The organism is Variovorax sp. M-6, from assembly GCF_052114385.1.
Lineage (GTDB): Bacteria > Pseudomonadota > Gammaproteobacteria > Burkholderiales > Burkholderiaceae_C > Variovorax.
Genome location: NZ_JBFREQ010000016.1, coordinates 138,716 through 160,051 on the forward strand (window position 1 = coordinate 138,716; position 21,336 = coordinate 160,051).

The 21,336-nt window shown below is 63.8% G+C and carries 24 protein-coding genes; 6 read left to right on the forward strand and 18 right to left on the reverse strand.

Annotation, left to right across the window (positions count from 1 at the left end; translation table 11 throughout):
• Nucleotides 1-569 precede the first annotated feature (569 nt).
• Nucleotides 570-929, reverse strand: a complete 360-nt coding sequence (locus AB4Z46_RS19030) for a hypothetical protein (protein WP_442285089.1) — start codon at nucleotides 927-929, stop codon at nucleotides 570-572.
• Nucleotides 916-1,302: a phage holin family protein gene (locus AB4Z46_RS19035; protein ID WP_442285090.1), complete on the reverse strand. Its 387-nt coding sequence runs from the start codon at nucleotides 1,300-1,302 to the stop codon at nucleotides 916-918. Before AB4Z46_RS19035 ends, AB4Z46_RS19030 begins: the two co-directional genes overlap by 14 nt.
• A gap of 189 nt (nucleotides 1,303-1,491) precedes the next feature.
• Here AB4Z46_RS19035 and AB4Z46_RS19040 point away from each other — a divergent pair, with 189 nt between their 5' ends.
• Nucleotides 1,492-1,707 carry a DUF3606 domain-containing protein gene (locus AB4Z46_RS19040; RefSeq protein WP_442285091.1) on the forward strand — a complete coding sequence of 72 codons (216 nt, stop codon included), beginning with the start codon at nucleotides 1,492-1,494 and terminating at the stop codon, nucleotides 1,705-1,707.
• A gap of 1,238 nt (nucleotides 1,708-2,945) precedes the next feature.
• Here AB4Z46_RS19040 and AB4Z46_RS19045 read toward each other — a convergent pair.
• Nucleotides 2,946-3,446, reverse strand: a complete 501-nt coding sequence (locus AB4Z46_RS19045; RefSeq protein ID WP_442285121.1) for a hemerythrin domain-containing protein — start codon at nucleotides 3,444-3,446, stop codon at nucleotides 2,946-2,948.
• A 226-nt stretch (nucleotides 3,447-3,672) separates the two neighbouring features.
• The gene (locus AB4Z46_RS19050) at nucleotides 3,673-3,816 is read right to left on the reverse strand and encodes a hypothetical protein (protein WP_442285092.1); all 144 of its coding nucleotides are present in this window, start codon (nucleotides 3,814-3,816) and stop codon (nucleotides 3,673-3,675) included.
• A gap of 308 nt (nucleotides 3,817-4,124) precedes the next feature.
• Between AB4Z46_RS19050 and AB4Z46_RS19055 the strand changes: the two genes are divergently transcribed.
• Entirely contained in the window at nucleotides 4,125-4,553 is a 429-nt protein-coding gene (locus AB4Z46_RS19055) for a serine/threonine protein kinase (RefSeq protein WP_442285093.1), read from the forward strand.
• Nucleotides 4,554-4,951: 398 nt separating this feature from the next.
• Here the strand turns inward: AB4Z46_RS19055 and AB4Z46_RS19060 are convergent, their stop codons facing one another.
• From AB4Z46_RS19060 to AB4Z46_RS19070, 3 genes are all read right to left on the reverse strand, one after another.
• Nucleotides 4,952-5,911: a hypothetical protein gene (locus AB4Z46_RS19060; RefSeq protein WP_442285094.1), complete on the reverse strand. Its 960-nt coding sequence runs from the start codon at nucleotides 5,909-5,911 to the stop codon at nucleotides 4,952-4,954.
• 1,049 nt (nucleotides 5,912-6,960) lie between these two features.
• Nucleotides 6,961-7,221 carry a hypothetical protein gene (locus AB4Z46_RS19065; RefSeq protein ID WP_442285095.1) on the reverse strand — a complete coding sequence of 87 codons (261 nt, stop codon included), beginning with the start codon at nucleotides 7,219-7,221 and terminating at the stop codon, nucleotides 6,961-6,963.
• A gap of 41 nt (nucleotides 7,222-7,262) precedes the next feature.
• Entirely contained in the window at nucleotides 7,263-7,721 is a 459-nt protein-coding gene (locus AB4Z46_RS19070; RefSeq protein ID WP_442285096.1) for a hypothetical protein, read from the reverse strand.
• A 394-nt stretch (nucleotides 7,722-8,115) separates the two neighbouring features.
• Here AB4Z46_RS19070 and AB4Z46_RS19075 point away from each other — a divergent pair, with 394 nt between their 5' ends.
• Nucleotides 8,116-8,394: a hypothetical protein gene (locus tag AB4Z46_RS19075; protein ID WP_442285097.1), complete on the forward strand. Its 279-nt coding sequence runs from the start codon at nucleotides 8,116-8,118 to the stop codon at nucleotides 8,392-8,394.
• A gap of 329 nt (nucleotides 8,395-8,723) precedes the next feature.
• Here the strand turns inward: AB4Z46_RS19075 and AB4Z46_RS19080 are convergent, their stop codons facing one another.
• From AB4Z46_RS19080 to AB4Z46_RS19120, 9 genes are all read right to left on the reverse strand, one after another.
• A complete protein-coding gene (locus AB4Z46_RS19080) occupies nucleotides 8,724-8,957 on the reverse strand; it encodes a hypothetical protein (protein WP_442285098.1) in 234 nt (77 codons plus the stop codon).
• Between the two features lie 286 nt (nucleotides 8,958-9,243).
• The gene (locus AB4Z46_RS19085) at nucleotides 9,244-9,369 is read right to left on the reverse strand and encodes a hypothetical protein (RefSeq protein WP_442285099.1); all 126 of its coding nucleotides are present in this window, start codon (nucleotides 9,367-9,369) and stop codon (nucleotides 9,244-9,246) included.
• 1,091 nt (nucleotides 9,370-10,460) lie between these two features.
• Complete coding sequence (locus AB4Z46_RS19090; protein WP_442285100.1) at nucleotides 10,461-10,868, reverse strand: hypothetical protein; 408 nt, start codon at nucleotides 10,866-10,868, stop codon at nucleotides 10,461-10,463.
• Nucleotides 10,869-11,611: 743 nt separating this feature from the next.
• A complete protein-coding gene (locus AB4Z46_RS19095) occupies nucleotides 11,612-11,788 on the reverse strand; it encodes a DUF3606 domain-containing protein (RefSeq protein ID WP_442285101.1) in 177 nt (58 codons plus the stop codon).
• A gap of 1,151 nt (nucleotides 11,789-12,939) precedes the next feature.
• Nucleotides 12,940-13,800 carry a non-homologous end joining protein Ku gene (ku, locus tag AB4Z46_RS19100; RefSeq protein ID WP_442285102.1) on the reverse strand — a complete coding sequence of 287 codons (861 nt, stop codon included), beginning with the start codon at nucleotides 13,798-13,800 and terminating at the stop codon, nucleotides 12,940-12,942.
• Nucleotides 13,801-13,807: 7 nt separating this feature from the next.
• Entirely contained in the window at nucleotides 13,808-13,981 is a 174-nt protein-coding gene (locus tag AB4Z46_RS19105) for a DUF3606 domain-containing protein (protein ID WP_442285103.1), read from the reverse strand.
• A 131-nt stretch (nucleotides 13,982-14,112) separates the two neighbouring features.
• Nucleotides 14,113-14,988 (reverse strand): hypothetical protein, encoded by an 876-nt coding sequence (locus AB4Z46_RS19110; protein WP_442285104.1) that lies wholly within the window; start codon nucleotides 14,986-14,988, stop codon nucleotides 14,113-14,115.
• 66 nt (nucleotides 14,989-15,054) lie between these two features.
• Nucleotides 15,055-15,363, reverse strand: coding sequence for a plasmid stabilization protein (locus AB4Z46_RS19115; RefSeq protein ID WP_442285105.1), 309 nt, complete (start codon nucleotides 15,361-15,363; stop codon nucleotides 15,055-15,057).
• 134 nt (nucleotides 15,364-15,497) lie between these two features.
• Nucleotides 15,498-15,725, reverse strand: coding sequence for a hypothetical protein (locus AB4Z46_RS19120; RefSeq protein ID WP_442285106.1), 228 nt, complete (start codon nucleotides 15,723-15,725; stop codon nucleotides 15,498-15,500).
• A 267-nt stretch (nucleotides 15,726-15,992) separates the two neighbouring features.
• Between AB4Z46_RS19120 and AB4Z46_RS19125 the strand changes: the two genes are divergently transcribed.
• The gene (locus AB4Z46_RS19125; protein WP_442285107.1) at nucleotides 15,993-16,226 is read left to right on the forward strand and encodes a hypothetical protein; all 234 of its coding nucleotides are present in this window, start codon (nucleotides 15,993-15,995) and stop codon (nucleotides 16,224-16,226) included.
• A gap of 233 nt (nucleotides 16,227-16,459) precedes the next feature.
• Nucleotides 16,460-16,858, forward strand: a complete 399-nt coding sequence (locus AB4Z46_RS19130; RefSeq protein ID WP_442285108.1) for a nuclear transport factor 2 family protein — start codon at nucleotides 16,460-16,462, stop codon at nucleotides 16,856-16,858.
• Between the two features lie 216 nt (nucleotides 16,859-17,074).
• Here AB4Z46_RS19130 and AB4Z46_RS19135 read toward each other — a convergent pair whose 3' ends face one another.
• On the reverse strand, nucleotides 17,075-18,019 hold the full coding sequence (locus AB4Z46_RS19135) for a DMT family transporter (RefSeq protein WP_442285109.1): 945 nt from the start codon (nucleotides 18,017-18,019) through the stop codon (nucleotides 17,075-17,077).
• 1,054 nt (nucleotides 18,020-19,073) lie between these two features.
• Nucleotides 19,074-19,451 (reverse strand): response regulator, encoded by a 378-nt coding sequence (locus AB4Z46_RS19140; RefSeq protein ID WP_442285110.1) that lies wholly within the window; start codon nucleotides 19,449-19,451, stop codon nucleotides 19,074-19,076.
• Between the two features lie 836 nt (nucleotides 19,452-20,287).
• On the opposite strand from AB4Z46_RS19140, the gene AB4Z46_RS19145 reads away from it, so the two are divergent.
• Nucleotides 20,288-21,049 carry a hypothetical protein gene (locus AB4Z46_RS19145; RefSeq protein WP_442285111.1) on the forward strand — a complete coding sequence of 254 codons (762 nt, stop codon included), beginning with the start codon at nucleotides 20,288-20,290 and terminating at the stop codon, nucleotides 21,047-21,049.
• Nucleotides 21,050-21,336 lie beyond the last annotated feature (287 nt).

Sequence of the window (21,336 nt, forward strand, 5' to 3'; positions counted from 1 at the left end):
GCCAGCGCCCAGCTGCTTGCACCGGGCGTGGAGGTGAATGTTGGAAGGCGTAGACCGGGTCATCGCTGCCGCTGGCGATCGCAGCATCTATGCCCTCTTCGCGAACGCAGGACACGGGCTTGCAGGCGCGTTCCTCGGTCACGAGCTCGACTGTAGATGGTGCCCGCGACGGTTCGTGTCAACCACATGCTGGACCTGAGCGAAGCCTTGGTCCGATGCTTCCAGGCCGTCTACAACGCCACCAAGGCGTTCGTCGATTCGTTCTCGCTGGCGCTCCCCAGAGCTCACGGGCACCGGCGTCACCGTGAGTTGCCTGATGCCGGGCGTTACAGACATTCATTTCTTTGAACGTGCCGACGTGCTCGACACGAAAGTGGGCCAGATCGAAGAACAAGGCCGACCCCGCTGATGTCGCGAAGATCGGTTTCGCGAGCCGGATGTGGTGGCCGACTGGAGAACAAGGTGCAGGCGGAGCTATCGGAAGGTGATGCCCAGCGACACGCTCGCGCAGAAGCACCGGGAACTCGCGCGCCAACTCCGCCTGATGGGAGAGAGGGCGTTTCGGCGCCTCAGGGCGCCGGCGTGCTCGGCGCCGCGGTCTTGGGAGACGCCAGCGTCTTGAAGAGCAATCCGGCGAGCGCCGCGGCCACGAGCAGGCGCCAAGGCATGAGAAGCACCAGCAGCGCGCCCGTACCCACGCCGCCCGCGACGAGACGGCCGGGGTGGACCTGGGCGTACCGCTGCAACCAGGGTGGCGCGAGCCGCAGTTGGGGTGGGGAATCTGCAGCTGTCGACAAGGGCGTCAACGGCTCGATGCGCTCCTCCGCGGGGCCTTCGAGCACTTCCCTGTAGCCCATGGCAGCAAGCAATTCGGCGCGTGAAAGCGCGAGTTTCATCTTGGCGGCCAGGGGTCCTTCATTGTCGGTCATTCGCTGCCTCCGTTCGCACATGGCGAAGCAGGTCGAGGTCGGCTTCGACCTGTTCGCGGACCTCCCCGGCTTTTGGCTGCACCGTCGCGCGGATGGCGGTCAGGGCGCAGGCGATGAAGATGAGCCACGCGAGGCATGGCACCGCGATCAAGGCCCAGTGAAATCGTTCGACCACGGCTAGCATGATCGCGGTAGCGCTCAGGCCGAGCGCCAGCGGCAGCGACACGCCTGCCCCCAAACCGGCCACGGCCTTGAGCACCAGGGCGCGTTTTGCCTGCGCGAACTCCGCACGAACCAGTTCGGCATGGTTCGACAAGTGCCGCGCCAGGAGGTCGGGCCGCCGCAGGATGACCGAGAAGATCGGGTGAACCATGTGCAAAAGGGTTGCGACGCGCGCGGCTGCAGGTGGTGGGTCTTCTGCGCAAAGTGATGTAGGCCAAAACAGCGGCGTCGCGCACGGCCCTGCAGGCCCGCTCCTACCGCCGTTGTCGCCGATCACCGAAGAATTCCCCCCGACACAGCGAGATAAGGAGCTATCAGACTTTTCTCGGAGGTGAACCCTATGAACAGCACGACCGGCGAAGACCGGGTCGATCTCTCTTCGCCCGAGAGCGTCGCCCGGTGGACACGTGAACTCGACGTCACGCGCGACCAACTCGAGGCCGCTGTGCGTGCGGTCGGAGACCTGGCCGCGGATGTCGAAATGCACCTGAAGGGCAGCCGAGTCTCGACGAACGCGGACAAGACGCTCAGCGGAAACCAGGAACGCAACGACTGAGCGCTTGTGCGTAGGGGGAGCGCAACCATCGGCGGCCATTTGAAAGTGGTCGAGTTGGAACGTCAGGTAGAAGGCCCTGAGGAACCGGAGCAGGTCGCTATCCAGTGGGATGCCGGCCGAGCGGATACGTCTACCAGGGTCCGCTCCGCCGCCGCCGAGCGAGTGAACTCGACGCACGCGCCGGCCACGTCCCGTTCGACATCTTGGCAGCCGATCGAATCGTGGCCCGCGTGATGGTCCACGGCATCGGTCTTGAGGAAAGTTCCGCCCGCAGCGAGCCACTCCCACGCATGCATGCAGTTGTCCCTCTCGACGCGCCGCACCCGGGCTTCCAGGTCACGCACGCGTGGGTGCCAACGCTCCCAGGCGTGACCCGCCGATTCGCCCATCGCTTCGTCGTGTTGTGCCGACCCATTTCGAGCAATTGACCGAGCGATGCGCCGCGGCCTTCCGGCGCTGCGAAGTGGCGGGCACGAAAGCTCAGATAGGCCGCCGCTATCCATGCCACGAGCCGCGAACGCATGGCGCGGGAGATGGGGACGGGAGGCGGGCGCACACTGTCGTCCCGCCAGCGCTCGACCAGGAAGCCATAGCAAAGTCCGGTGCCTCCGGTGAAAAGCCGGCGGCACCGAGCGCGCGCGCCCGCGCCCAGGCAAGTTCCCCATGGGCCGAGCCCCGCGAACTTGACAAGCCAGCGGCCCTGGACAGAGCTCTTTCGGCGTCTCCGCGGAGCACCACCGGCAGGCACTGGCGGGCTGGCGCACGGTGGCGTTCGATGCTGCAGAGCCGGCGCGCTGTTGCGTCCGATGCTGCAGCGCGCCGTCGAGTCGCTGGTGCAGCGCCTCGAGGCGACCGGCATTTCCAAGTTGGTGATCGGCGTCTTGGGCGGGCTCGATTGGACAAGGCCGCCTGCGTGGGGAAGAGGGCATCTCATGAGCCGGATCTCGAGAAACAGGACTGTGCGAGATTCCGCTCCACTTCGTCTGCTATGTAGGGCTTGCGCAGCCACGACGTAGCTGCCGGGAGTTCGCGTGCGGTTGGACCGGCTCCGCTGGCGAAGCTAACCGGCAATCGTTCGCGGTGGCGCAGCCTTTCCGCCAACTCCAGGCCTGAGACACCCCGGTAGGTTCAATTTGATGAAGAGGACATTGCGCCCTCGAGGAAGCGGCTAGTCGTCGCCTCGGCGGACCTGACGCCGGTGGCCCAGTGATCGAGGATTCCAGCAACTCGTAGGCTGGCTATGAAGCTGTCGCACCCGCCGTCTCTGCCATCAATTCTTCCTTGCGGGCTTGGAGTTGCTCGCGAATGTCTAACAAATCGAGGCCGCGTGCCGCGCGCGCCTTGACGAAGATTTCGTTGCGCTCTTCCTTGACGTGGTGGTCGACGTACTCGCCGAGCACGATCACCTTGGCGTCGAACTTGTCGTCCACCTCGGTCGCTTCGTCGATCTGGGCAATCAGGTCCTTGGCGCTGGAATGCTCGACCTCGGCTTCGTCCAGCAGATCGGTGTCCTTGATCGCCTCGCGGACGGCGGGGTAGAAGATCTCTTCCTCGATCTGTGCGTGGATGGTCAATTCCATGCAGATCCGATTCGCGAGCTCGCGCTTCTTCTGGGAGGCGCTGGTGGATCGGGAGCTGGTGAGCTCCTCATAGGCCTTGAACAGCTTCTTGACATTGCGATGGTCGGCGTCCAGGAGACTGCAGGCATCGGGGTCGGCGCGTTTGGTGGTTGAAGCCATCGTGATCTCCAGTAAATTTGAGGGGCACAAGACTGGATCGACAGGCGCTGGCAGTGCGTAGGAAAAAGCCGTTCGGGCCTGGCAGCAGAGAATGACGCACCGTGCTTGCGTGCTGGCGACGACTCGCGGAAACTTCGCCGCCTTCCGCATCGCGCCGGTGATCGCGCTCTCAGCCGCGACCAAGTCTCGAGCGCCTCGGTCACTGCCTCCAGGGAGACGGGCTTGCTCAGGTGTAGATTGAAGCCTGCGGCGGGGGCTTCTCCAGATATTCCGGCCAGCCGAATCCGGCGACAGCGATAGCCGGCCAACGGCGCACATGCGGCAGCTTGTGCAGGCGAGCGATCAGCTCGAGCCCGTCCTTGCCAGGCATGCCGATGTCGGAAACCAGAGATCGAAGTCGGCTTGTCTCGCCTTTCCAGCGCTGCCTCGGTGCCCCGGGCGGTCGTGCTCCTTGCCCCCCTCGGCCCGCTTGCGACAATCGGCCTGACGTCGTCGACGGGCCCGAGGCACCGGCTGCAGCGCAAGCGGCCGCCGTATCGTTTCCGCGGAAGTGCCATTGGGGCCTCGAAGGTAGATGAGCCGGCCTACAGGCAGCGGCCCCAAATACCGACACGTCGCGGGCTCCAGGCTCCTAGATTCCGAACTACCTCGATTCGAGGCCTTCTATCGGGAGACACCATGAAGCAGGGAACACTCATCACCACCATCGCGCTGGCCGGATTGCTCGGACTGTCCTCTGCCGTGACGGCCCAAACAACGGCGGTCCCCGCCGCACCTGATCCCGCCAAGGGCGGACAGGCCAGCACCAAGACCCCCGCAGGCGTCGCGAACCCGACGCAGCGGCCCGATGGCAGCAACCCGGCCTCTCGCGCCGTCGTGAAGTCTGAGGCCCGCTCAGAGAACCGAAGCCCTGCCAACACCATGGTGCCGAAGGGCGAACCCTCGACCATGACGAACGACCAGCCGAACGCCTCCCAACCGACGGGGGAACTGAGCCGCGCAGAAGTGAAGCCCACGAAGAACGAGCTGAAACCTCAGGCTGGCATGAAAGGTGAGCGGCCGGACGTGCCGACCAATCCCAAGGAAAAGACCGGGACGCCGCAGTAAAAGACAACGCGCGCATCACTTGAACTGTCAAAGGCAGCGTCTTTGCGCCCCCAGATCCCCGGCGCGGACTTCAGCCTCCCGGGGCGGGGCGGTGTCCAAGGGGCAAATAGGGCAGTCGCTGTGGTGCATGCCCTCGCGGCGGAGCCGCCGTGGACGCCCTAGGGGCTTCGTGAATGGCCTGGCCGTGCCTCGACAACGGTCATGGTTTGGGGTCCGTGGTTACGGATCGGCCCTCAACGTTTGAACTTTGATCCTGTCTCGCGAGGTCATGAGCGGGTTCGCCAACCACGGACGCAGCCTCCGATTCGAGGCATATGAGGCGGTACCAGCTTTTCCGCGCGTCGCTTGACGGGCATGCGACGACTGCCCGCGCCAGCCGCCGGAGAATCCCGCTTAGTTCAAAGGTCCCGCTGACGACCGCCGAGCGTCGCGCAGTAGGAGGCAACAAGGGCTCCCATCACCAAAGACAGGAAGATCCAGAGCGATCCATACGCTGTCGACCTACGCGCTGCATCCGCCATCGCCTTCGCCTTTGTCTTGCTCTCTTCCAGCGTCGCCTTGGCGCGAGCGTAGACGTCGTTGACGCGCTTCTCCGCGTCCTGTTGACTCAGACCGGTTCGCTGAGCGACTACCTGGCTCGTGTAGCGACTGTCTTCGGGTGAAAGCGTTCCAGCTCGCAGGGCATTCGCAAAGATCCGCCCCACCTCCGCAGTCGTAGCCCTGTCCGCCAAAGCTGTTGCTGTCTCGCCTGTGCCCGATGAAGCCGGCGCCGCGCCTGGATCTTTCCGGAACAGAGCGTCAGTCATGTACGCCATGGGGCCGCTGCTTGCATCGTCGCCGGCTCGGCTCGCGGCCGCTCCTGTTGCCGTCGTCGCCGCGCCACCGGCCACCATGGTGGCCACACCCATCCCCACCCTGGCGCCAGCGCTCACGGCCGATCCGAGGGCAGAGGCGATCAGTGCGAAGGTGACGAGGGTTGCCACGGCCCACGAAAGAATGCCGTGCGCGGTGTCGCGGAACCGCGCCTCGTCGGTACGAATTCCGGTCCACTTCGTTCGCAGGCGCCCGGCCAAATATCCGCCCAAGCCAGAGGCAGCCAGCTGCGTGAAGGTAATCCAGAAGATACCGGCGATGCCGATCGTTTTCGCTTCCGCGCCTTCGCCTTCCCACGGGGAGGCCAAGCCAAGGCCCATGCCCGCGCCCAGGACCATCATGATCAAAGTGAGCGCCGCGGCCACGGCCGCACCCGCGAACACGGCGCCCCAGGACACCCCCGATTGCGGCGCAGCGTCGAGTGCGGCCGAGTCAGGGCGTGGGCCAATGCCCGGCAACGATGATTCTTGAACGAAAGTGGTCATTGCGCGTCCCTTCACTCAGTGTGTGCACGTGCAATGGAACGAGCCTCACAGGGACATTCGTGTACGCAAGTTTCTATCTTGCAGGTAGGCAATGGCCCGATCCGGATGACTTCTATCGCGGCAGGCTCCTCCGCCGCGCAGTAGTGACCCGGTGCCAGGTTGTTTTCCCCAAGGAGATATCCATGCCAGACCCAGCACGAGCGGGAAGCAAGCCAACGGGATCAACCCCCCTTAAGGAGGCGGCGAAGTGGGACCGGGCGGCGGGGAATGGTCCGTACGCATGACGGTCGGAACATCATGAGGGCATTGGGCTGCGCCTCCCCTCTTTCACGCAAGACGAAGGGCCCTCTGGCGACTTTTGGTCTTTCCAGAGGGCCCTTGCAGCCTCGGAGTACCCGACGGGTTTTGCCGAAGCCGTTTCGGCACGTTGAACGATCTGCGGGCACTCCCGCGTCGGCGGTCGGCTGTCCTGAACGCCGGAAATTTCCTATGGTGTGGGTATGCCGCGAGGCCGTACTGGTCCCACCTTGATCATTTCGGTGCGGGGTACCACGGTCTTCATGTCCTCCTCGGACACCTACAGGTGCTTCACGCGGCTGCTGTCTCATGAACACTGCTCGAAAGCGCTCATGCACGCGTCGCTACGCAATCGCCATCGCCATTGATGTGTCCTTGAGAGGGTCGCAGGGAGCCGCAAGGTGCGCTGCCTATCTGCGTTCATCCACTCCGCTGCTGGTGATCGCGTTCGACTGCCTGGGGGGGAGCCGCCTTCGACCATGCGGTCGCAAGCGATGCTAGCGTCCGCTTCCTTGTGGATGTGGCGCACGCGATGGGTGAGGGAGCGCATCCGGTGCGCGCCTGGCGAGATCATCGAGGTCTGACGCAAGGCGCCCTGGCCACCGCCGCCGGTGTGAGCAACCTTATGTCTGCCAGATCGAGCGCAGGAGGCGCGAAGGCTCGACGACGACCCTCAAGAAGCTGGCCGGCGCTCTGGGCGTGTGTCGCTTGATGCGTTGACGTAGTGCTCGAACGGATGTGGAGACGTTTCTCTAGATGTCGACAAAGTGCGAGTCGCCATTGAGGCGTTTCGTACGCCATTCGTCGATAAAGGCGCGCGATCGCTCGGACAGAGAAGCGATCGCGCTGGCTCCGTTCTCATGCTTGCCTGCCAGGGCTATCCGGCATCTGTGGCCGTCCTTCCAATGAAGATCCGCGTGCCCGGAGATGATCCCATCGAGCGTCGAACCGTCCAACTCAACCATCACCTGCCAACCGTCGTACTCGAACCGATGAACTGCAGAGTTGTTCATTGCCAGAACCTCCAAGTCGCTCCCTCGCTCCTCGGTGAATATCAGTTCATGCGCTCCAGCAACAGAGGGGCCACGGCGCGCAGGAACTCAAGTTCAGCCGGCGTGACGTCGCGGTGTTCGACGTCGAAGTGGCACAAGTTCCCGGCAATCGGCCCGGACAGAGGGCCTACCGCCACACCGCAATACGTCACGATCGGCCCGCCGAGCGAAAGCAGGCGGCGATCCGTCCGGCAATCGGCACTGACAAATTCGCCGTTCACRGCGGTCAGGCAGCACAGCGTCTCCACGACAAAGGCGCTYCGCGCATACGTYCGGTCTTCTCTGAAACGATCGAACACACAAATCGGACGCACGGTGCGATTGACGAACGCGTGCATAGCTGTGTACCGATACGGGGTTCGACCATTCAGAAATTCGAGCGCAGCTGGMAGTCCTCGCTGCGCCAAGCGCTCTCTGAACACCGACAACTGTTCCTCGAAAGGGAGGTCGAGGGAAATCACTTGAGGGCCTCGATTCTTCGAAAAACGCGGACCTGCGGAGGTCTTTAAGTATAGATAGATCGCCTATCAATGCTAGTTTTGTGCAGGTCCGCTAGCCGCCGGAATTGGGGCGTGCGATGTCGTCCGGCCGACAGGGACAGCGCTGTCTTACGTGACGTGCAATGCTGAGGTCGCACGCTCTACGCGTTCGATCTTAACGCAGAGTTGCATGGCCGACGATCGAGGTCGGCAGTGCGGCAGGGACGTGGGTCGAGGCGCAAATACTTCGGAAAGTAACAAGAGAAAAGGACGGTCGCGGGCGCTAGTAGGGGAGTGCAACCTTGCGTGGAATCTCCGTGGCAGTCCCCAATGCCGGCGACCGTCCGCCCGACTTGCAACATTGGGGAGATCTGTCATGTCGATGGAACTGCTCCAGGCACTCGCCGATGCGGAGATGCCCCTTGAGATCGTCAACCCGGCGGTTCACGAGGAGCTCAAGATCCTTCACGCCGCTGGGCACATCATCTGCAGCTTTCCCCCGACCGGGACCATCCAACCTGCGCAGGTCCACATGGTCACGGCGCTCGGTCACAAGGCGCTGAGTGGCCGGGTGGGGGCGTTGCATGAAAAAGCCCGCCGAAGCGGGCAAGAGCAAGTTGGTCGAGAGAGGAAGGGGACGTTAGATCCATGCTAGAAGATTCAGATCGGACAGAACCTGAATCACCATGCGCGCGTCGAGGTGTTCGATGCCGGCTCGATCACGGCTCTGGGCTAGACCCAATCTCTCGCCCGTACTCCTCTTGCGCGACCTCCATAGGATCGCGGTCGCCTGATCGGGTGAAGGCGTCGTATGCCCATTCGGCCAGATCTTGGGCGTCGATTGCGCCCCGAACGAGTCGCAGCATCTCCTCGGAGAACGCAACGACCCAGAGCCGCTGTCTGCCACCGACAGGGTTGGCTGCAAGGTCTTCGGGATCCGGTTGCCACATTCCGCCAGCATAGCGGCACCCGGTCACTTCGTCCCTAGGTCGAGGTGAGGTTGTCAAGCAGCCCCGGCAGGCACCACCAGGTTTGTCGCGTCGGCAGTTTCCCTGAATGCTGCTCCAAGCCGCCCAGCAGGATGCCGCGGTCGATCTTCAAAACCTTGACTCTGTCCATTTGGTCGACCAGTCGCCCGCCTTCAAAGAACTGTGCAATTCCAGTGTTCAGGTCGGAAAGACAGGCGTCCGGCTTGAGGTCGCGCCTTGACCTCGTCATCGGGCAGCTTTCTCACCCCAGCGGCGAAGGCGATTCCGGCGGTCCTACCTTCGCACAAGCACGTTGGCCAGCTTGGCCTCGACCGCGACGCCGCCGGCGTCGCGCAGCACGCCGTTCCCTCTCCCTTCGCGTCGAGGAGGACGCCGTCGCGCGATCGGCGTAGGTCCCTTGAGGCACGCCGCAGGCGACGACCGGGAGGCCCAGCGTAACCGCGACGCCGACCTCGAACACGATTTCCGAATCAGGCTCGGGGCCGGATTCGTTCCGCTGGCGCCTTCGACCGAGATCATCGCCTCCAGCCGAGTGCGTGGCACGCCTGCGCCAGGGCCTGCAGGTGGGCTTCGGCTTCGGGGCGGAACACGTCGGGCCCGGCGAGGTAGACGCGCGGTCCGGGCGGAGGAGTCTTGACCAATGTGCGGCTCCAGGCCGGGTCTCCTTGCAGGGCGCCAAGATCAGCAAGTTCCAGCTTTGATGCCACGCCCCGCTCAGAGCTCCGGGACCCCTGAGACCGAAGGCCATGTGCTTTGGCCCGACTGTGGAATTTCCGCTATCGCGCTGAGGTCTGTTTGCAGTCCGCGGCCGAACCCCTGCAGTCGTCCTGACGCGAGCGTGCCGAAGGATCGAAGCCGGGCTTCACTCGATCGCCCGGGCGTCGATTTGCCGGAGGGCGCTCGACCAAGCCCGGATCGATGTGACGCGGGGCAGGGTCCGCCATCTTGGAGTCGCCCGACGGTGGGGGCCTCACGACCATCGCTGGGTCGGTGCCCGATCGCTGGCCCTCCGACCCGGGTGGTGCGTACGGCTCGGGAACTGGCTGTGCGGCCACGAGACTGATCGACAGCAACATTGCCGCCACGCCAAGCAGGACGCAGGCGCGTTGGTGGGTGGTTGGGAAAGAACGCCAAGTGCCGCCCATCTCGAATGCACCAATGAACATGCGAAGTCGCTCCTTTGAATGAAACTCCCGCTCGCACTCCCTCGCAATCCCTTCTTCTGCAAAACACGACGCTGGCGATGTAGGCGCCCCATGCGGATGAGGGTAGGCCGCGTCTGGCGGCTCGTCATGGGGAATTGGGCGAAGCTGCAATCTGACGGCGTAGGTCAGGTTCCGGACGCGGTCGTTGGCACCGGCTGACGCCCCGAGCGCTCCGAGGAAGAATAGAAATCATTCTCAAGAAACAGAACGCCGGGCTGTAGCCTCCCTACCGCCGCTCGTGATGGCCACCAAAATCAGGATGGGACCGCCGTATGAACCTGCTAAGCGTCGCCCTGGACCAGAGCGCCACCGATCCGGAGAAGTTTCTGGCGCTCCCGGCTGGAGTGGCCCCCCCCGAGGTCTGGGTCCGTGGTCTTCGACAAGGGTTACGCCCAGATCGTGCGATACCACGAGGCCTTCGAATTCAATCCGGCCCGAACGTAGCCGGCGTCAACGCCGAAGACATCCTGACCGTGAAGTGGGCGACGTTCAACCGCACCGCCTCGGACAGCGCCAGTTGCCTTCGGTCACCGCGCCCGGCGGATGAGAAGCACGAGCGCTGCGGACAGCACGGCGCCGCCGATTGCCGCCATTTTCACGGCGCGCACCGGGTTCTCATGGATGTATTCGGCAGCGCTCGACTTGGTGGTTTCGAACTGTGTCTTGACTGCCTGCAATCTGCGGCCGGCCGCATCGACGGCGTCGTTGGCGTAGGCTTTCGTCGCATTGACAGCTTGCACGCCGGCGCGCTGGATCTGCTCGGCTGCGTTCGCGACGGACTGGCGGGTTTGGTGTGTCACATCGGAGACCGCCTCCTTCACGGCCGGTCCTGGCTCGGCCGCCGCTGGCTTGAACCCGACGGCCATGGGGGGATCCGGAAGCGTGATACCGCTAGTGGTGCTCGGGGTTTCCGAGGAGCTTGCTTCGTCGTTCATGATGACCTCCAAAAAACTGCTCGACTGGACATGTCATCTTGGGAGTTTCCGGAGCCGGCCATGTCTGCGCTCATCCCCTCATGCTGTAGGTCCGGACGCGCGCCTTTGACTCTCGCCTCAACGTGGATGCGACGGTTCCACTTGGTCTCGCCGGTGGCCGTGGGGGTGGGCTGGCCGTGCCACCGAGAGAAGACCTTCGTGAGGACATCCGGCGGGAAAGCGCCCTTCATGGAGTCGTCGCAACTGAACTTGGCTTGGGGAGGGATCACTGGATCCCGCCGCCACCCCCGCCGCCTCCGCAAGCCGCTAGGAGCACCGGTACGGCAAGCGACACGAGCATGGCCGATGTCGCGTCGGACGCTGAAACCATGAAGTGCGTCGGCCGCCTGCTGGTCATGGCGCAAGAGGTCGATCCACTCGACCCAGTGCGACAGCGCGCAATCGTCGTAGCCGCTGGCGTACATCACGTTAGGTCTTTGAGGCTGGAGATTTTGGACATGACTGCTCCTTTCGAACGGCAGACCAGTCTGCGCCGTCCGGTCCGGAGCTGTGTAGGCGAAGGCGAGATTCCGAGTGCAGTCCATGTCCGGCGGCCCATGGGTTTTCGGGCACGCCCGACGCGCCTGTCGCCCAACGCCGCCGATGAGCGCCTGCATCTTCACCGGCTACCGCCCGCGTGAGCTGATCTGGAAGCCGGTCAACCGCAAGTTCCTCCGATGCGACCGTTCGACCTGTCGACTGGATCAATTCTTCCGAAGGTACTCGCGCACCTTCTCCGCCGAATTGCCTACCGCGGCGACGGCCGCCCTGAGCTGTTGCTCGGTGACGCCAATCGACTCGGTCCAGCGGCGCATTTCGTGGGGTTCGCTCAGAGAGATCAATTCCCAATCCAGGCCGATTCTCCTCAGGTAGTCCGACATTGCGGTCTCCTTTGGCGGGGGCGTGGCGCGCCGAGCTTTCCAATCGAACGCGTGGACATATTCGAGATACTCGTCCCATTCTTGTCGTGTTGTCATCGGCTTTACCTCTCGGAATCCTGATATCGCGATCTCCCTGACACCTCACGCACGAAGACCTTGCAAGGGCGTGCTACCCCAACAAGGTCGGATTGCGCCGCGCCTCGTCGACCCGCCGCTGCCGCAGCGCTTCGCGGCATTCACCGAAGCGCGAGGCCCCTGGCTCGGCGCACCGGGCGTTGACACAGACGGCACGTGCCAGGAAAGTTCGACTTCTGCATGCTGCCAGCGGATCTGGTTCCAGACGGGCCGCTCTAAGACGATGGGAGGATTTCTGCGGCGAGAGGGTTGGCGCAGCAGAAGGCCTGGCAACTGGCTCATCGTCATTCTTGATCTGCGGTTCTTCGAGCCTCGGTTGGGGTTTGACGTCCAAGGAGATGGCGCCCGCGTCGACYACGGCGACTCTCAAGGGGATCCCCTTGGACGAAGGTGCCGCGCGTGGCACGACCGACGCGGCCCGAATCGACATGGTCGARGCCGAAGRCTCGTATCGCGTCCTCGATTCCGTGCGAAACGCATACCAGGAAGCAAACGCCACAAAGAGCACCAACGATGGCCCCARCGTCAGCCGGAGAACGCTGCGCAGCGCGTTCGCCTCTGGAAAGCTGGCCTTGTCGGACGCATCTGGCGCTGGCGGGTCTTCGATCTTTTCGTCGATCCTGGACGGCATCGACGCGCCGCAAGCGCGGCAGTGGAGTACACGCCCGCGGTTTACCGTGTGGCAGGAGGGACAAGTGGGGCCCACCACGTCCGTTCGACGGAGAAGCATGCGGACGTAGTCGCTTACCTGCAGGTAAGCAACAGGTTCCTCGGGCCTTTCGGGCCAGCCAGATACAGCAGGGATTTGGCTATTCATCTTGAAGCCTTTGTGCTCCCGAGCGCCCGGAGTCGGCGGAAAGAATCCGAACACCTTGCCGGCCCGGAAAATTGCGACAAGGGGGGACTTGATCAACTCGGGGCGCCGGCGCTTGTAAGACGGCGTCTAATTTTTTGTAGGGAGAATGGCCAGCAGCCGGCCTTTCCGGTACGCCGCAGCGGCTGGCCCGCGGGATGCCTCAAGCGACCTTGCGGGCCTTCTTCGCGGGGCTCTTGCGCGCCGCTTTCGTCGCCGGGCGCGTGCCGGGCTTGAGACTGCGCGCCAGAAGTTCGGTCAGATCGATGATCTCGGCGCCTTCGGGCGCTTCTTCCTCGGGCTGGATCACGGTCTCGGTGTCGCCAGCCTTGACCTTCAGGTCGACCAGCTTCATGACCTGGCGCTTGAATTCGTCCTTGAACGCCGCAGGCTCCCAGGGACCGCTCATGTCCTCCACCAACTGTTCGGCCATCTTCAACTCGGCGGCGCTGATCTTGGCGGCCTTGCTCCCCTCGGCCGGCAGGTCGAGGCCCTCGAGTGTCTTCACCTCGTCGCCCCAGCGCATCAGGTCCAGCACCAGCGCCCGGCCCGAGGGAACGAGCACCGCCAGGTGCTGCTTGGTAGCGATGACGACCTTGGCGAGCCCCACCTTGCCGGTTCTTGCCAGCACCTCGCGCAGCAGGGCATAGACCTTCTGACCGCGGTTGATCGGTGTCAGGTAGTAAGGGCGCTCGAGGTAGACGAAAGGAATCTCGCCGCCCTCGACGAAGCGCAGGATCTCGATCGTCTGGGTGGCCCGCGGATAGGCAGCCTCGATCTCCTCGTCGGAGAGGACCACGTACTTGCCGTCCTCGTACTCGACGCCCTTGACGATGTCCTCATGGTCGATTTCCTTGCCGGTCTTCTTGTTGATGCGCCGGTAGCCGACCGGATCCATGCTGCGCCGGTCCAGCCAATCGAAGTCGACGCCCTGTTCAATGCTCGCAGTGTGCAGGCCCACCGGGATGTGGACCAGGCCGAAGGTGATCGCGCCCTTCCAGAGCGTCCGGCTGGCGGAAACCACGGGCCGCTCACCGGACGCCGAGACGTTCCGCGACCTGCTCGGCCGAGACGCCGACATCGGCCACGGTCTGGCGCAGCACCTGTTCGCTCACGCCGAGGCGCTCGCACCAGTACTGCACCTCGCTGGCCTTGTTGATATCGATCGAACTGCGCTCGTCGCGGGCATGAAGGTCGTCGGACATGGCTTCTCTCCATTGGGGGATGCCACAAGCGTGGCCGTCGGCGGGCGCTCGCCATGGTGGAAAAGCGTCCATCTTCATGAAGGACGACGCCTCGCGCCGGCCCGAGTGGGGACAACGTAGTCCCAAGCCGCTCAGGCTGCCTGCACGGCAACGAGCCAGAGCTGCGCGCCTTGCTGCGGCGTCGAGGTCCAGGTCACGTTGAAGGTGCCCGCCACGCCAACCTGCCTGACGGCAACGGCGCACTGCACCAATGCCCCGGCGCTCAGTACCGAATCGACCACCGTGAAGTCGTTGTCGGGAACGGCCGTCTTGTCCAGGTCGACACCGGCATCGCCCCACCACCATGCGACGAGCAGCGCGGGCCCTGTGGTGGTGATGCTGGCACTGGTCGAGGGTTGACCCGACAGCACCTCGCGCCACTGCACATCGCGCACGGCGCCACCACTGGTGACCTCGACAACGCTCAGAGTCGTTTCGTCGGTGGCCTTCGGCTTCGCCACGCTGACAACGTGACCGGCCACGCCTTGGGCCTTCTCGCAGGCATACAACGCCGTTCCGGAGCCTGGCCAGTGCGTGTAGATGTGCGGCACACCGAGCTGGACGAAAACATTGCCCGCGTTGTCCGTCGGTGCGACGGCATCAAGCAAACCTCGCCCGACGCAGGTCAAAAGCGTGCTTCCGCTCGCGCGCGTGGACATGTCGGAAGTGGACAGGGACGAGGACGACACGCCGTCACGGTTGAAGACGATCGCATGGGCGCCGAGGGATGGCGCCGCGGGCGGCGGAGCGGCTTCAGGCGCTGGTGCGGGCGGCACGGATCCCGGGGCGGGAGCAGTTCCCGCAGGCGGCAAGGAAACCTGCCCGCCACCGCCACCGCCACCGCAGGACGCAAGCATGGCGCTTCCGGAAGCCAGCCCGGTGGCCGCAAGGGCCGTCATGCGGCACAGGAGTTGCCGGCGGCGTGCGTTCAGCACAGCCAGTTCCAAAGGATCGCGAGGTTCACTCATTTGAAGCTCTCGACCAAGGCCGCCCCGTTCTTGGGTTTTCCTGACCGCAGCTGTCCTGCACCAGGCTCAAGCAGCCGCTTCCCTGCGTTTGCGTGTGGCCGCTGCCTTTTTCGCCGAGGCGGAACGCTCTGCCGCGCTCCTCGATGCGCTGGCCGCACCGCCCAGCCGCCCGCCCTTGCGCGACGGCCCATGGTCTTCGGGGTGACCTCGACCGGAGCCGCTTTTCTTGCCGCCACCCGTCTCCTTGTTCACCGTTGCCCAGGCGCGGCGCTCAGCTTCGTCCCGGGGCGTGCCTCGACGCTCATAGCCCTCTTCAATGTGCTCCGCTTGGCGCTTTTGCTTGTCTGTGTAGGCTGACTTGTCGCCTCTTGGCATGGGTCGCTCCTTTCCTTCTGGACGTTGGAACGGCTCGGAGTTTGAGCGCCGCAGGAAGGCTGCGCGTAGGAGGCCGCCGAATCACGGCGTACGCGCCTTGGTGGCTGACCCGGGTCGACGAGGCGGCGACCCGTCTACGCAGCCATTCGACCTTTCAATGCCTCCCGCCCCTTCCGGGTGATCGCAAGCACTTGGGCTGGTTTCTGGCTCAGGGCGCCGTGCGGCAGGTGTTCGGGCGGCGGGAGGAAGGCCATGATCATTCCCGCAGCGCGCAAGACACGAAGATTGTCGATCTCGGCCAGGTCGTAGACCGAGCAGGGAAGGTCCTGTTCGGCAATGCGACGTAGACAATCCAGCGGCATTTTTCAGCTCCTTCTAGATGGTGGACGCCTAGATTTTTGCCATCGGACGCATCGCCGGGCAAGCACGAAACCCTGTCAAGCTTGGGCCTTCAGGCGATTGACAACGCCCCTGGGACAAGCTAGTTTTTCTATCGTCCACTGCCGATGGTTTGATGGGGCGGCCTTCGGCGCTGGTAGGGGATGCGCTAGGCACCGCTCCAGTCGGAGCGGTTTTCCCCGATGCCGGCGACCGCCCTCCGACTGGTTGCGAACCACGAGGAGCCTGCTATGCCGATGGAACTGCTTCAGGTGCTCGCAGATGCCGAGTTGCCGATCGAGATCTTGAGTCCGGCCGTGCAGCAGGAGCTCCGAATACTCCACGCCGCCGGTCACATCATCTGCAGCTTTCCCCCGACCGGGACGGTCCAACCTGCGCAGGTCCACATGGTCACGGCGCTGGGTCACAAGGCGCTGAGGCACTTCGGACCGAATTCTGCGTCCGGCCGGATCGGTGCTCCATAAGCAAGCCCGCCGAAGCGGGCAAGCCCCCTGGAGGGAACTCGCCTCTGAGCGGGACCTGAATTGCCTCGTGCACGAGGTGATTCAGGCTGAAATCGGGTTGACGCTTGTCGGGATGCGAGCCGATCAGCAGGCTCAATGGGTAAGAGACGCCCTACTTCGCTCGAAAGCGCCGACTGACACCACTGTCCAGCTCCTTTTCCAATGCTCGAAGTCCCGAAAAATGGAGTACGGAAATGCAAACTGCAAGCAAAACGCTGATCGGCCTCGAGACAAGGTTTTGGCAGTCCATCGTCGACAACGACGCGAACGTCGCTATCGATCTGCTCACCGAGCCGGCGATGATGGTCAGTTCCCACGGCGCGATGAAATTCGATCACGCGGGCTATCGCAAGATGGCCGAGCAAGGCTCGATGGTTGTCAGGTCTTTCGAGATCAAGGAAGTTGAGGTCGTTTTTCCGACGGACACCACAGCGGTTCTTAGCTATCGCGTAAGGCAGGGCATCTCGCCGCGCGGAAAGAAGGACGTTGTCACGGAGGACATGAACGACACATCGACGTGGGTGCGGGACGGCGAAAAATGGCGCTGCGCAATGCATACGGAGACGCCGGTTGCGCAGACCACGGCGCATTGACAATCCTCTGAGCCATCATTCCCGTCTGATTGGATCGGAGAAGTAGACGGGCTCCCGCCGGGCGCGCACCGCGCCCCGTCAACGATCGCATGCGCCACGTCCGCAGGGAAGCGGACACCATCATCGCGTTCGCGACCGCGCGTTCTTGATGAAAGGGCCGGCCCCGAGGTCGCCCGGCAGCGTGGAGTATTCGGAGCTCCTGCTGCACGGCCAGACTCAAGATCTCGATCGCCTGAAGGCGCAGCCTCGATGGGTGTGCAGCGTCATGGCCGTGACGCCAACTATGGTGCAAGCAAGACCAAGCCATGCCGTGGTGGAAAGCCGTTCGCCAAGGAACATCGCACCGATTCCCACGCCGATCGGTATCCTCAAGTAGGCTTGCGCGGCTGTCGACATGGGTCCCAGCGTGTGAATGAGTCGGAAGTAGATAGTGAAGGCCAATGCCGTCGAGAGCACCGCGAGCGCCAGCACCGCAACTACCGATTCGGCAGCAGGCACCAGCGTCCAGGGCTGGTCGATCGCCAGGCTAGCTGGCAGCAGCAACGCCGCGCCGCTTAGCAACGAGCCCGCTGCCGGCACCATGGGATCGAGGTCCTTGAAGACGCGTCCGTACATCGCCGCACAGCCATAGCAGACGGCAGCGGCCACCAGAGCCAGTTGCGCAACCAAGGAATGCCCGAGCCCGCCCAACGCTTCGACGCCTACGATCAGGCAGATGCCCGCCAGCCCCGCACCAACGCCGGCCAGTCGTAGCGGCGAGGATTTCTCCGCGCCACCGAGTCTCCTGCTCAACAGGAAAATGAAAATCGGCGAAGTAGAACTGAGGATGATCGCGAGGCCCGCATCCACGCTACGTTCGGCCCACGCGATCAGCGTGAATGGCAGGACGCTGTTGAAACACCCCTGCAGCAAAAAACTTCGCCAGTTCGCCGGATCGCGAGGGAGCCGCACGCCGCGCAGTTGCAACACAGCCAAAAGCAGCATGCCTGCAACAAGGGTGCGCGCCGCCATCAACGTCAGTGGTGGGATGGTCGTCACCCCGATCCTGATGAAGGTGTACGAGGCGCCCCAGAGGGTGGCAAGTAGCGCGAGCAGCGCCCATTCGGTGACCGGCAGAAATGGGTACGCGTCAGGGGCAGTTTCGAGGGTTTTGATCCGCATGGTGCGCAAATGATCGCCCGCACGGACTTCCTACACTTCGCCCGTGAGCGAAGCGTGGAATGACGCCAAGCCCGGCACGGCCATTCCGGCGCCACGGAAGGCGGAAGGCGCCCAGACCCAGCGACTCCCGGGTTGTCCACCAGGCTCGTGGACAGCCCTGTGGAAAACTGCATGCGAAACCTCGGGATCCACGAGGTCGCGGTCGAGCTCTACGAAAAACAAGGCGAGCGCGACCCTGTCGAGGTTGCCCGCGAACTGTTCGGACCTACTTGATCAGCCCCTGCGTCGAACACCAGTTGGGTTCGCTGGCGCACAGACCCCCCATCTGAAGCGTGCTACCCTGAATACCCTTCGGAGGCCAATCTTCGTGCTTTTGGCCTGGCCCTAACGCCTTTCCGTCTTGTCATCGCACACTTCCCGTCAGCCAGGTGCAATGAACATCTATCCGGTTCCCACCACGTCGCCCTCGGCCCCCCCTGAATGGACGATCGAGTTTTGCTACGAAAACTCGGGCACTATCTCCCAGTGCATCTGTGTCATCTTGCGAAGCGGTGAGGAAATGTGCCGGCTTTCTGTGGCTCGCGACCAAGATGAATGCGCCCAGGCGCAAGTGGCGGAAAGCGCGAGAGCTTGGATCGCCGAATTCCTGGCGCGTCCGGCCGATTACATACCGGAGAGCCACCCCACGCCTCGGCCGAGCGCAACGGCCGCCCCATGAATGAGGTAGCGGTCAGCTCGCCCCATCGCCGCGCGCCTCGCCGAAGCCCGACGACGTCGCCCTGATCTCGAAAGCCCTGGACGATCTCGAAGCGCAAAGTGGCAACACCCAGCTGGCGGCAGCGCGGCGGGCCCTGCGTCGGCTGGATGGGCTGGCCAGGCTGAAGACGGGCGGCTGACGATCAGGGCCGAGATAGGCCAGCACTGAGCGGGGGATCGGCCGTGTCGTCCAGTTCGAGTTGGGCCTTCAGGGCTTCGGCTTCGCAAAGCGGGCTATGCGTGCGGGAGGCTCGAAGGGCGGTGCCACTCATCGCCAATTGGGTCGACGGGAGCCGATCTATGGGTTGCGAAGCCGACTGAGGCAGTACTCGAAGAATCCCTCGAGTTCGGTGGACTTGTCGAACAAGCGATCCGCCCCTGCATCCTTGCAAGCGATGCGTGTCGCCTCCGTCGCAAAGTTGGTGAGCACGACCACGCGCTGGTTGGCTTCGCGTCCGTTGCACCATTGGACAACGCCGAGGCCGGTTCCTTGCTTCAGAAAGAAATCGACGACAGCGAGATCCCATTGCCCCTTGTGCTTCGCCAGCCACCCGATGGCCTCGCCTTCGGATTCGGCGGTGGCCATGACGCTCGCTGAGCCCAAATCCGCGAGGGCAGGAATCAAGTTTTCGCGAACCGTCTGATTGTCTTCGACGAGAAAAACGGAGATAGGCACGTCAGATCCCGTGATTTGTTCGTTTCAGACTAGCGCGCAGAGGAAAGAGGTCAGTGAGCGGCCAGGCTGCTCTGGAGTAGGAGGACGACGCACATGAAATTCATTCCTGTCTCACCCTCTTGAAGAAATCCCTTTTAGAGGGATCGCTATCGCGGCCCCTGGTCGAAAGTTCCGTCCTGATGGTCCACCAACACTGTCACACGGTCGCCGTCATGGATGCGGCTTGCCACTTCGTGCGGCGTGCCCGGCGATCGGCTGTGGGTGCGCGAGACGCACTTCGCCTTCGGCCGCTGGGAGACGCGTTATAGCGCGAAGAAGCGCCGCGACGAATGGCACTTCGTGGACATGACGCTCGAGTGCGGCAGGCCTACCTCTACGAGGACGACCACCCGCGTCCTCAGCCGCTCGCCGGGAGGCGCGATGGCGGCGTCACGCCGAAGTGGTGGAAGCGGCCGCCCCACGGCTCCTAGCTCGCGCGACTGTGACTGTTGCCGAGGTCCCGCGCGACCGACCCGGACAAGGCCGTAGGCGCACGACCTACGTGGAAACGCGAGTCGAGACGACCGGAGCCGAATTGCGCGAAGGCCAGATTCCCCAAACCACAACAAGGACTGGCAATGACAGACTACAGAGACACTGCGGCCTTGGCGCGAGGTCCCAGGATTTCCGATGCGCAACCTGACCCCGTCGCCACAGGAAGCGGCGTTTCCTGGGGAGCCATCCTGGCAGGCGCAGCGGGAGCCGCTTCGCTCTCGCTCATTCTCTTGCTGCTGGGTACCGGCTTGGGCCTCTCCTCGGTCAGCCCTTGGACAAATCAGGGTGCTAGCGCCACCACCATGGGCGTCGCCACCATCCTCTGGATCACGCTCACACAGATCGCGGCGTCGGGCATGGGCGGGTACCTTGCCGGTCGACTCCGCACGAAATGGGCGGGTGTCCACACCGACGAGGTGTACTTCCGCGACACGGCGCACGGCTTCCTGGCCTGGGGTGTCGCCACGCTGGTCACCGCGGCCGTGTTGACTTCAGTCATCGGATCCATGGTGGGCGCAGGCGCGCAAGCTGGCGCATCAGCGGCAGGTGGAGCTGCCACGGCCGCCACGGCTGCAGGTGTTTCAGGGGCCGCGGCAGGCTCCGCCGCGAACCCCGGGACGGCGGCGGGCCCGATGAACTATTTCATCGACTCCCTGTTCCGCCGAGATCCGGCCAACGCCGCGCCGGCTGGCGGTGCCGGTTCATCATCGAGCGAGCAGAGCTCGCCGGACCGCGGCCATGCGGCCACGGCCGCTGAGGTGGACCGCATCTTCTTGAACAGCATTCGCACCGGTGCATTGCCGCCTGACGATGCCAAATACGTCGCCCAGGTGATCTCGCAAAGCACTGGCCTTGCCCCTCAGGATGCGGAGAAGCGCGTCTCCGAGACGTACGCAAAGGCTCGCGCTGCGCTCGAAGAAGCGCAGACCAAGGCGAAGGCCGCGGCCGATGCTGCTCGCAAGGCATCGGCATATGGCTCCTTGTGGCTCTTCATTTCGATGCTGATCGGCGCCTTTGTGGCCAGCCTGGCCGCGACCTATGGCGGCCGTCGCCGCGATCTGTGATTCGCAAAAAAAGGAGAACCCACCATGCGCTCGCTCTTGCTTCTTTTTCTTGGCGTCCCGATCCCAATCATCATCCTGATCGCTCTTTTCTTCAGATAAGGCGCGGCGCCACTGATTCACTGTTCATCGCGCGTCGACTCATTTCCACGACCACGGAATGCGTCCAACATCTCCAAGCGCTCACCCGCTAGGAACGTTCACCAACCTGCTTGACACGCAAGCGGTAGCCCCCAACTGTGAGATGCCTCCGCGGCGTCCACCGCCCCGACGCGCCTCCGTTGGAAGCG

What these genes read in the sequence shown, in the direction of transcription:
- AB4Z46_RS19065 (WP_442285095.1), bottom strand. Translation starts at nt 7,221, where the DNA reads ATGAACAACTCTGCAGTTCATCGGTTCGAGTACGACGGTTGGCAGGTG.
- AB4Z46_RS19030 (WP_442285089.1), bottom strand. Translation starts at nt 929, where the DNA reads ATGACCGACAATGAAGGACCCCTGGCCGCCAAGATGAAACTCGCGCTT.
- AB4Z46_RS19060 (WP_442285094.1), bottom strand. Translation starts at nt 5,911, where the DNA reads ATGACCACTTTCGTTCAAGAATCATCGTTGCCGGGCATTGGCCCACGC.
- AB4Z46_RS19135 (WP_442285109.1), bottom strand. Translation starts at nt 18,019, where the DNA reads ATGCGGATCAAAACCCTCGAAACTGCCCCTGACGCGTACCCATTTCTG.
- AB4Z46_RS19080 (WP_442285098.1), bottom strand. Translation starts at nt 8,957, where the DNA reads ATGACGAGGTCAAGGCGCGACCTCAAGCCGGACGCCTGTCTTTCCGAC.
- AB4Z46_RS19120 (WP_442285106.1), bottom strand. Translation starts at nt 15,725, where the DNA reads ATGCCGCTGGATTGTCTACGTCGCATTGCCGAACAGGACCTTCCCTGC.
- AB4Z46_RS19115 (WP_442285105.1), bottom strand. Translation starts at nt 15,363, where the DNA reads ATGCCAAGAGGCGACAAGTCAGCCTACACAGACAAGCAAAAGCGCCAA.
- AB4Z46_RS19075 (WP_442285097.1), top strand. Translation starts at nt 8,116, where the DNA reads ATGTCGATGGAACTGCTCCAGGCACTCGCCGATGCGGAGATGCCCCTT.
- AB4Z46_RS19130 (WP_442285108.1), top strand. Translation starts at nt 16,460, where the DNA reads ATGCAAACTGCAAGCAAAACGCTGATCGGCCTCGAGACAAGGTTTTGG.
- AB4Z46_RS19110 (WP_442285104.1), bottom strand. Translation starts at nt 14,988, where the DNA reads ATGAGTGAACCTCGCGATCCTTTGGAACTGGCTGTGCTGAACGCACGC.
- AB4Z46_RS19125 (WP_442285107.1), top strand. Translation starts at nt 15,993, where the DNA reads ATGCCGATGGAACTGCTTCAGGTGCTCGCAGATGCCGAGTTGCCGATC.
- AB4Z46_RS19145 (WP_442285111.1), top strand. Translation starts at nt 20,288, where the DNA reads ATGGGCGTCGCCACCATCCTCTGGATCACGCTCACACAGATCGCGGCG.
- AB4Z46_RS19040 (WP_442285091.1), top strand. Translation starts at nt 1,492, where the DNA reads ATGAACAGCACGACCGGCGAAGACCGGGTCGATCTCTCTTCGCCCGAG.
- AB4Z46_RS19035 (WP_442285090.1), bottom strand. Translation starts at nt 1,302, where the DNA reads ATGGTTCACCCGATCTTCTCGGTCATCCTGCGGCGGCCCGACCTCCTG.
- AB4Z46_RS19050 (WP_442285092.1), bottom strand. Translation starts at nt 3,816, where the DNA reads ATGCCTGGCAAGGACGGGCTCGAGCTGATCGCTCGCCTGCACAAGCTG.
- AB4Z46_RS19090 (WP_442285100.1), bottom strand. Translation starts at nt 10,868, where the DNA reads ATGAACGACGAAGCAAGCTCCTCGGAAACCCCGAGCACCACTAGCGGT.
- AB4Z46_RS19045 (WP_442285121.1), bottom strand. Translation starts at nt 3,446, where the DNA reads ATGGCTTCAACCACCAAACGCGCCGACCCCGATGCCTGCAGTCTCCTG.
- AB4Z46_RS19105 (WP_442285103.1), bottom strand. Translation starts at nt 13,981, where the DNA reads ATGTCCGACGACCTTCATGCCCGCGACGAGCGCAGTTCGATCGATATC.
- AB4Z46_RS19055 (WP_442285093.1), top strand. Translation starts at nt 4,125, where the DNA reads ATGAAGCAGGGAACACTCATCACCACCATCGCGCTGGCCGGATTGCTC.
- AB4Z46_RS19095 (WP_442285101.1), bottom strand. Translation starts at nt 11,788, where the DNA reads ATGTCGGACTACCTGAGGAGAATCGGCCTGGATTGGGAATTGATCTCT.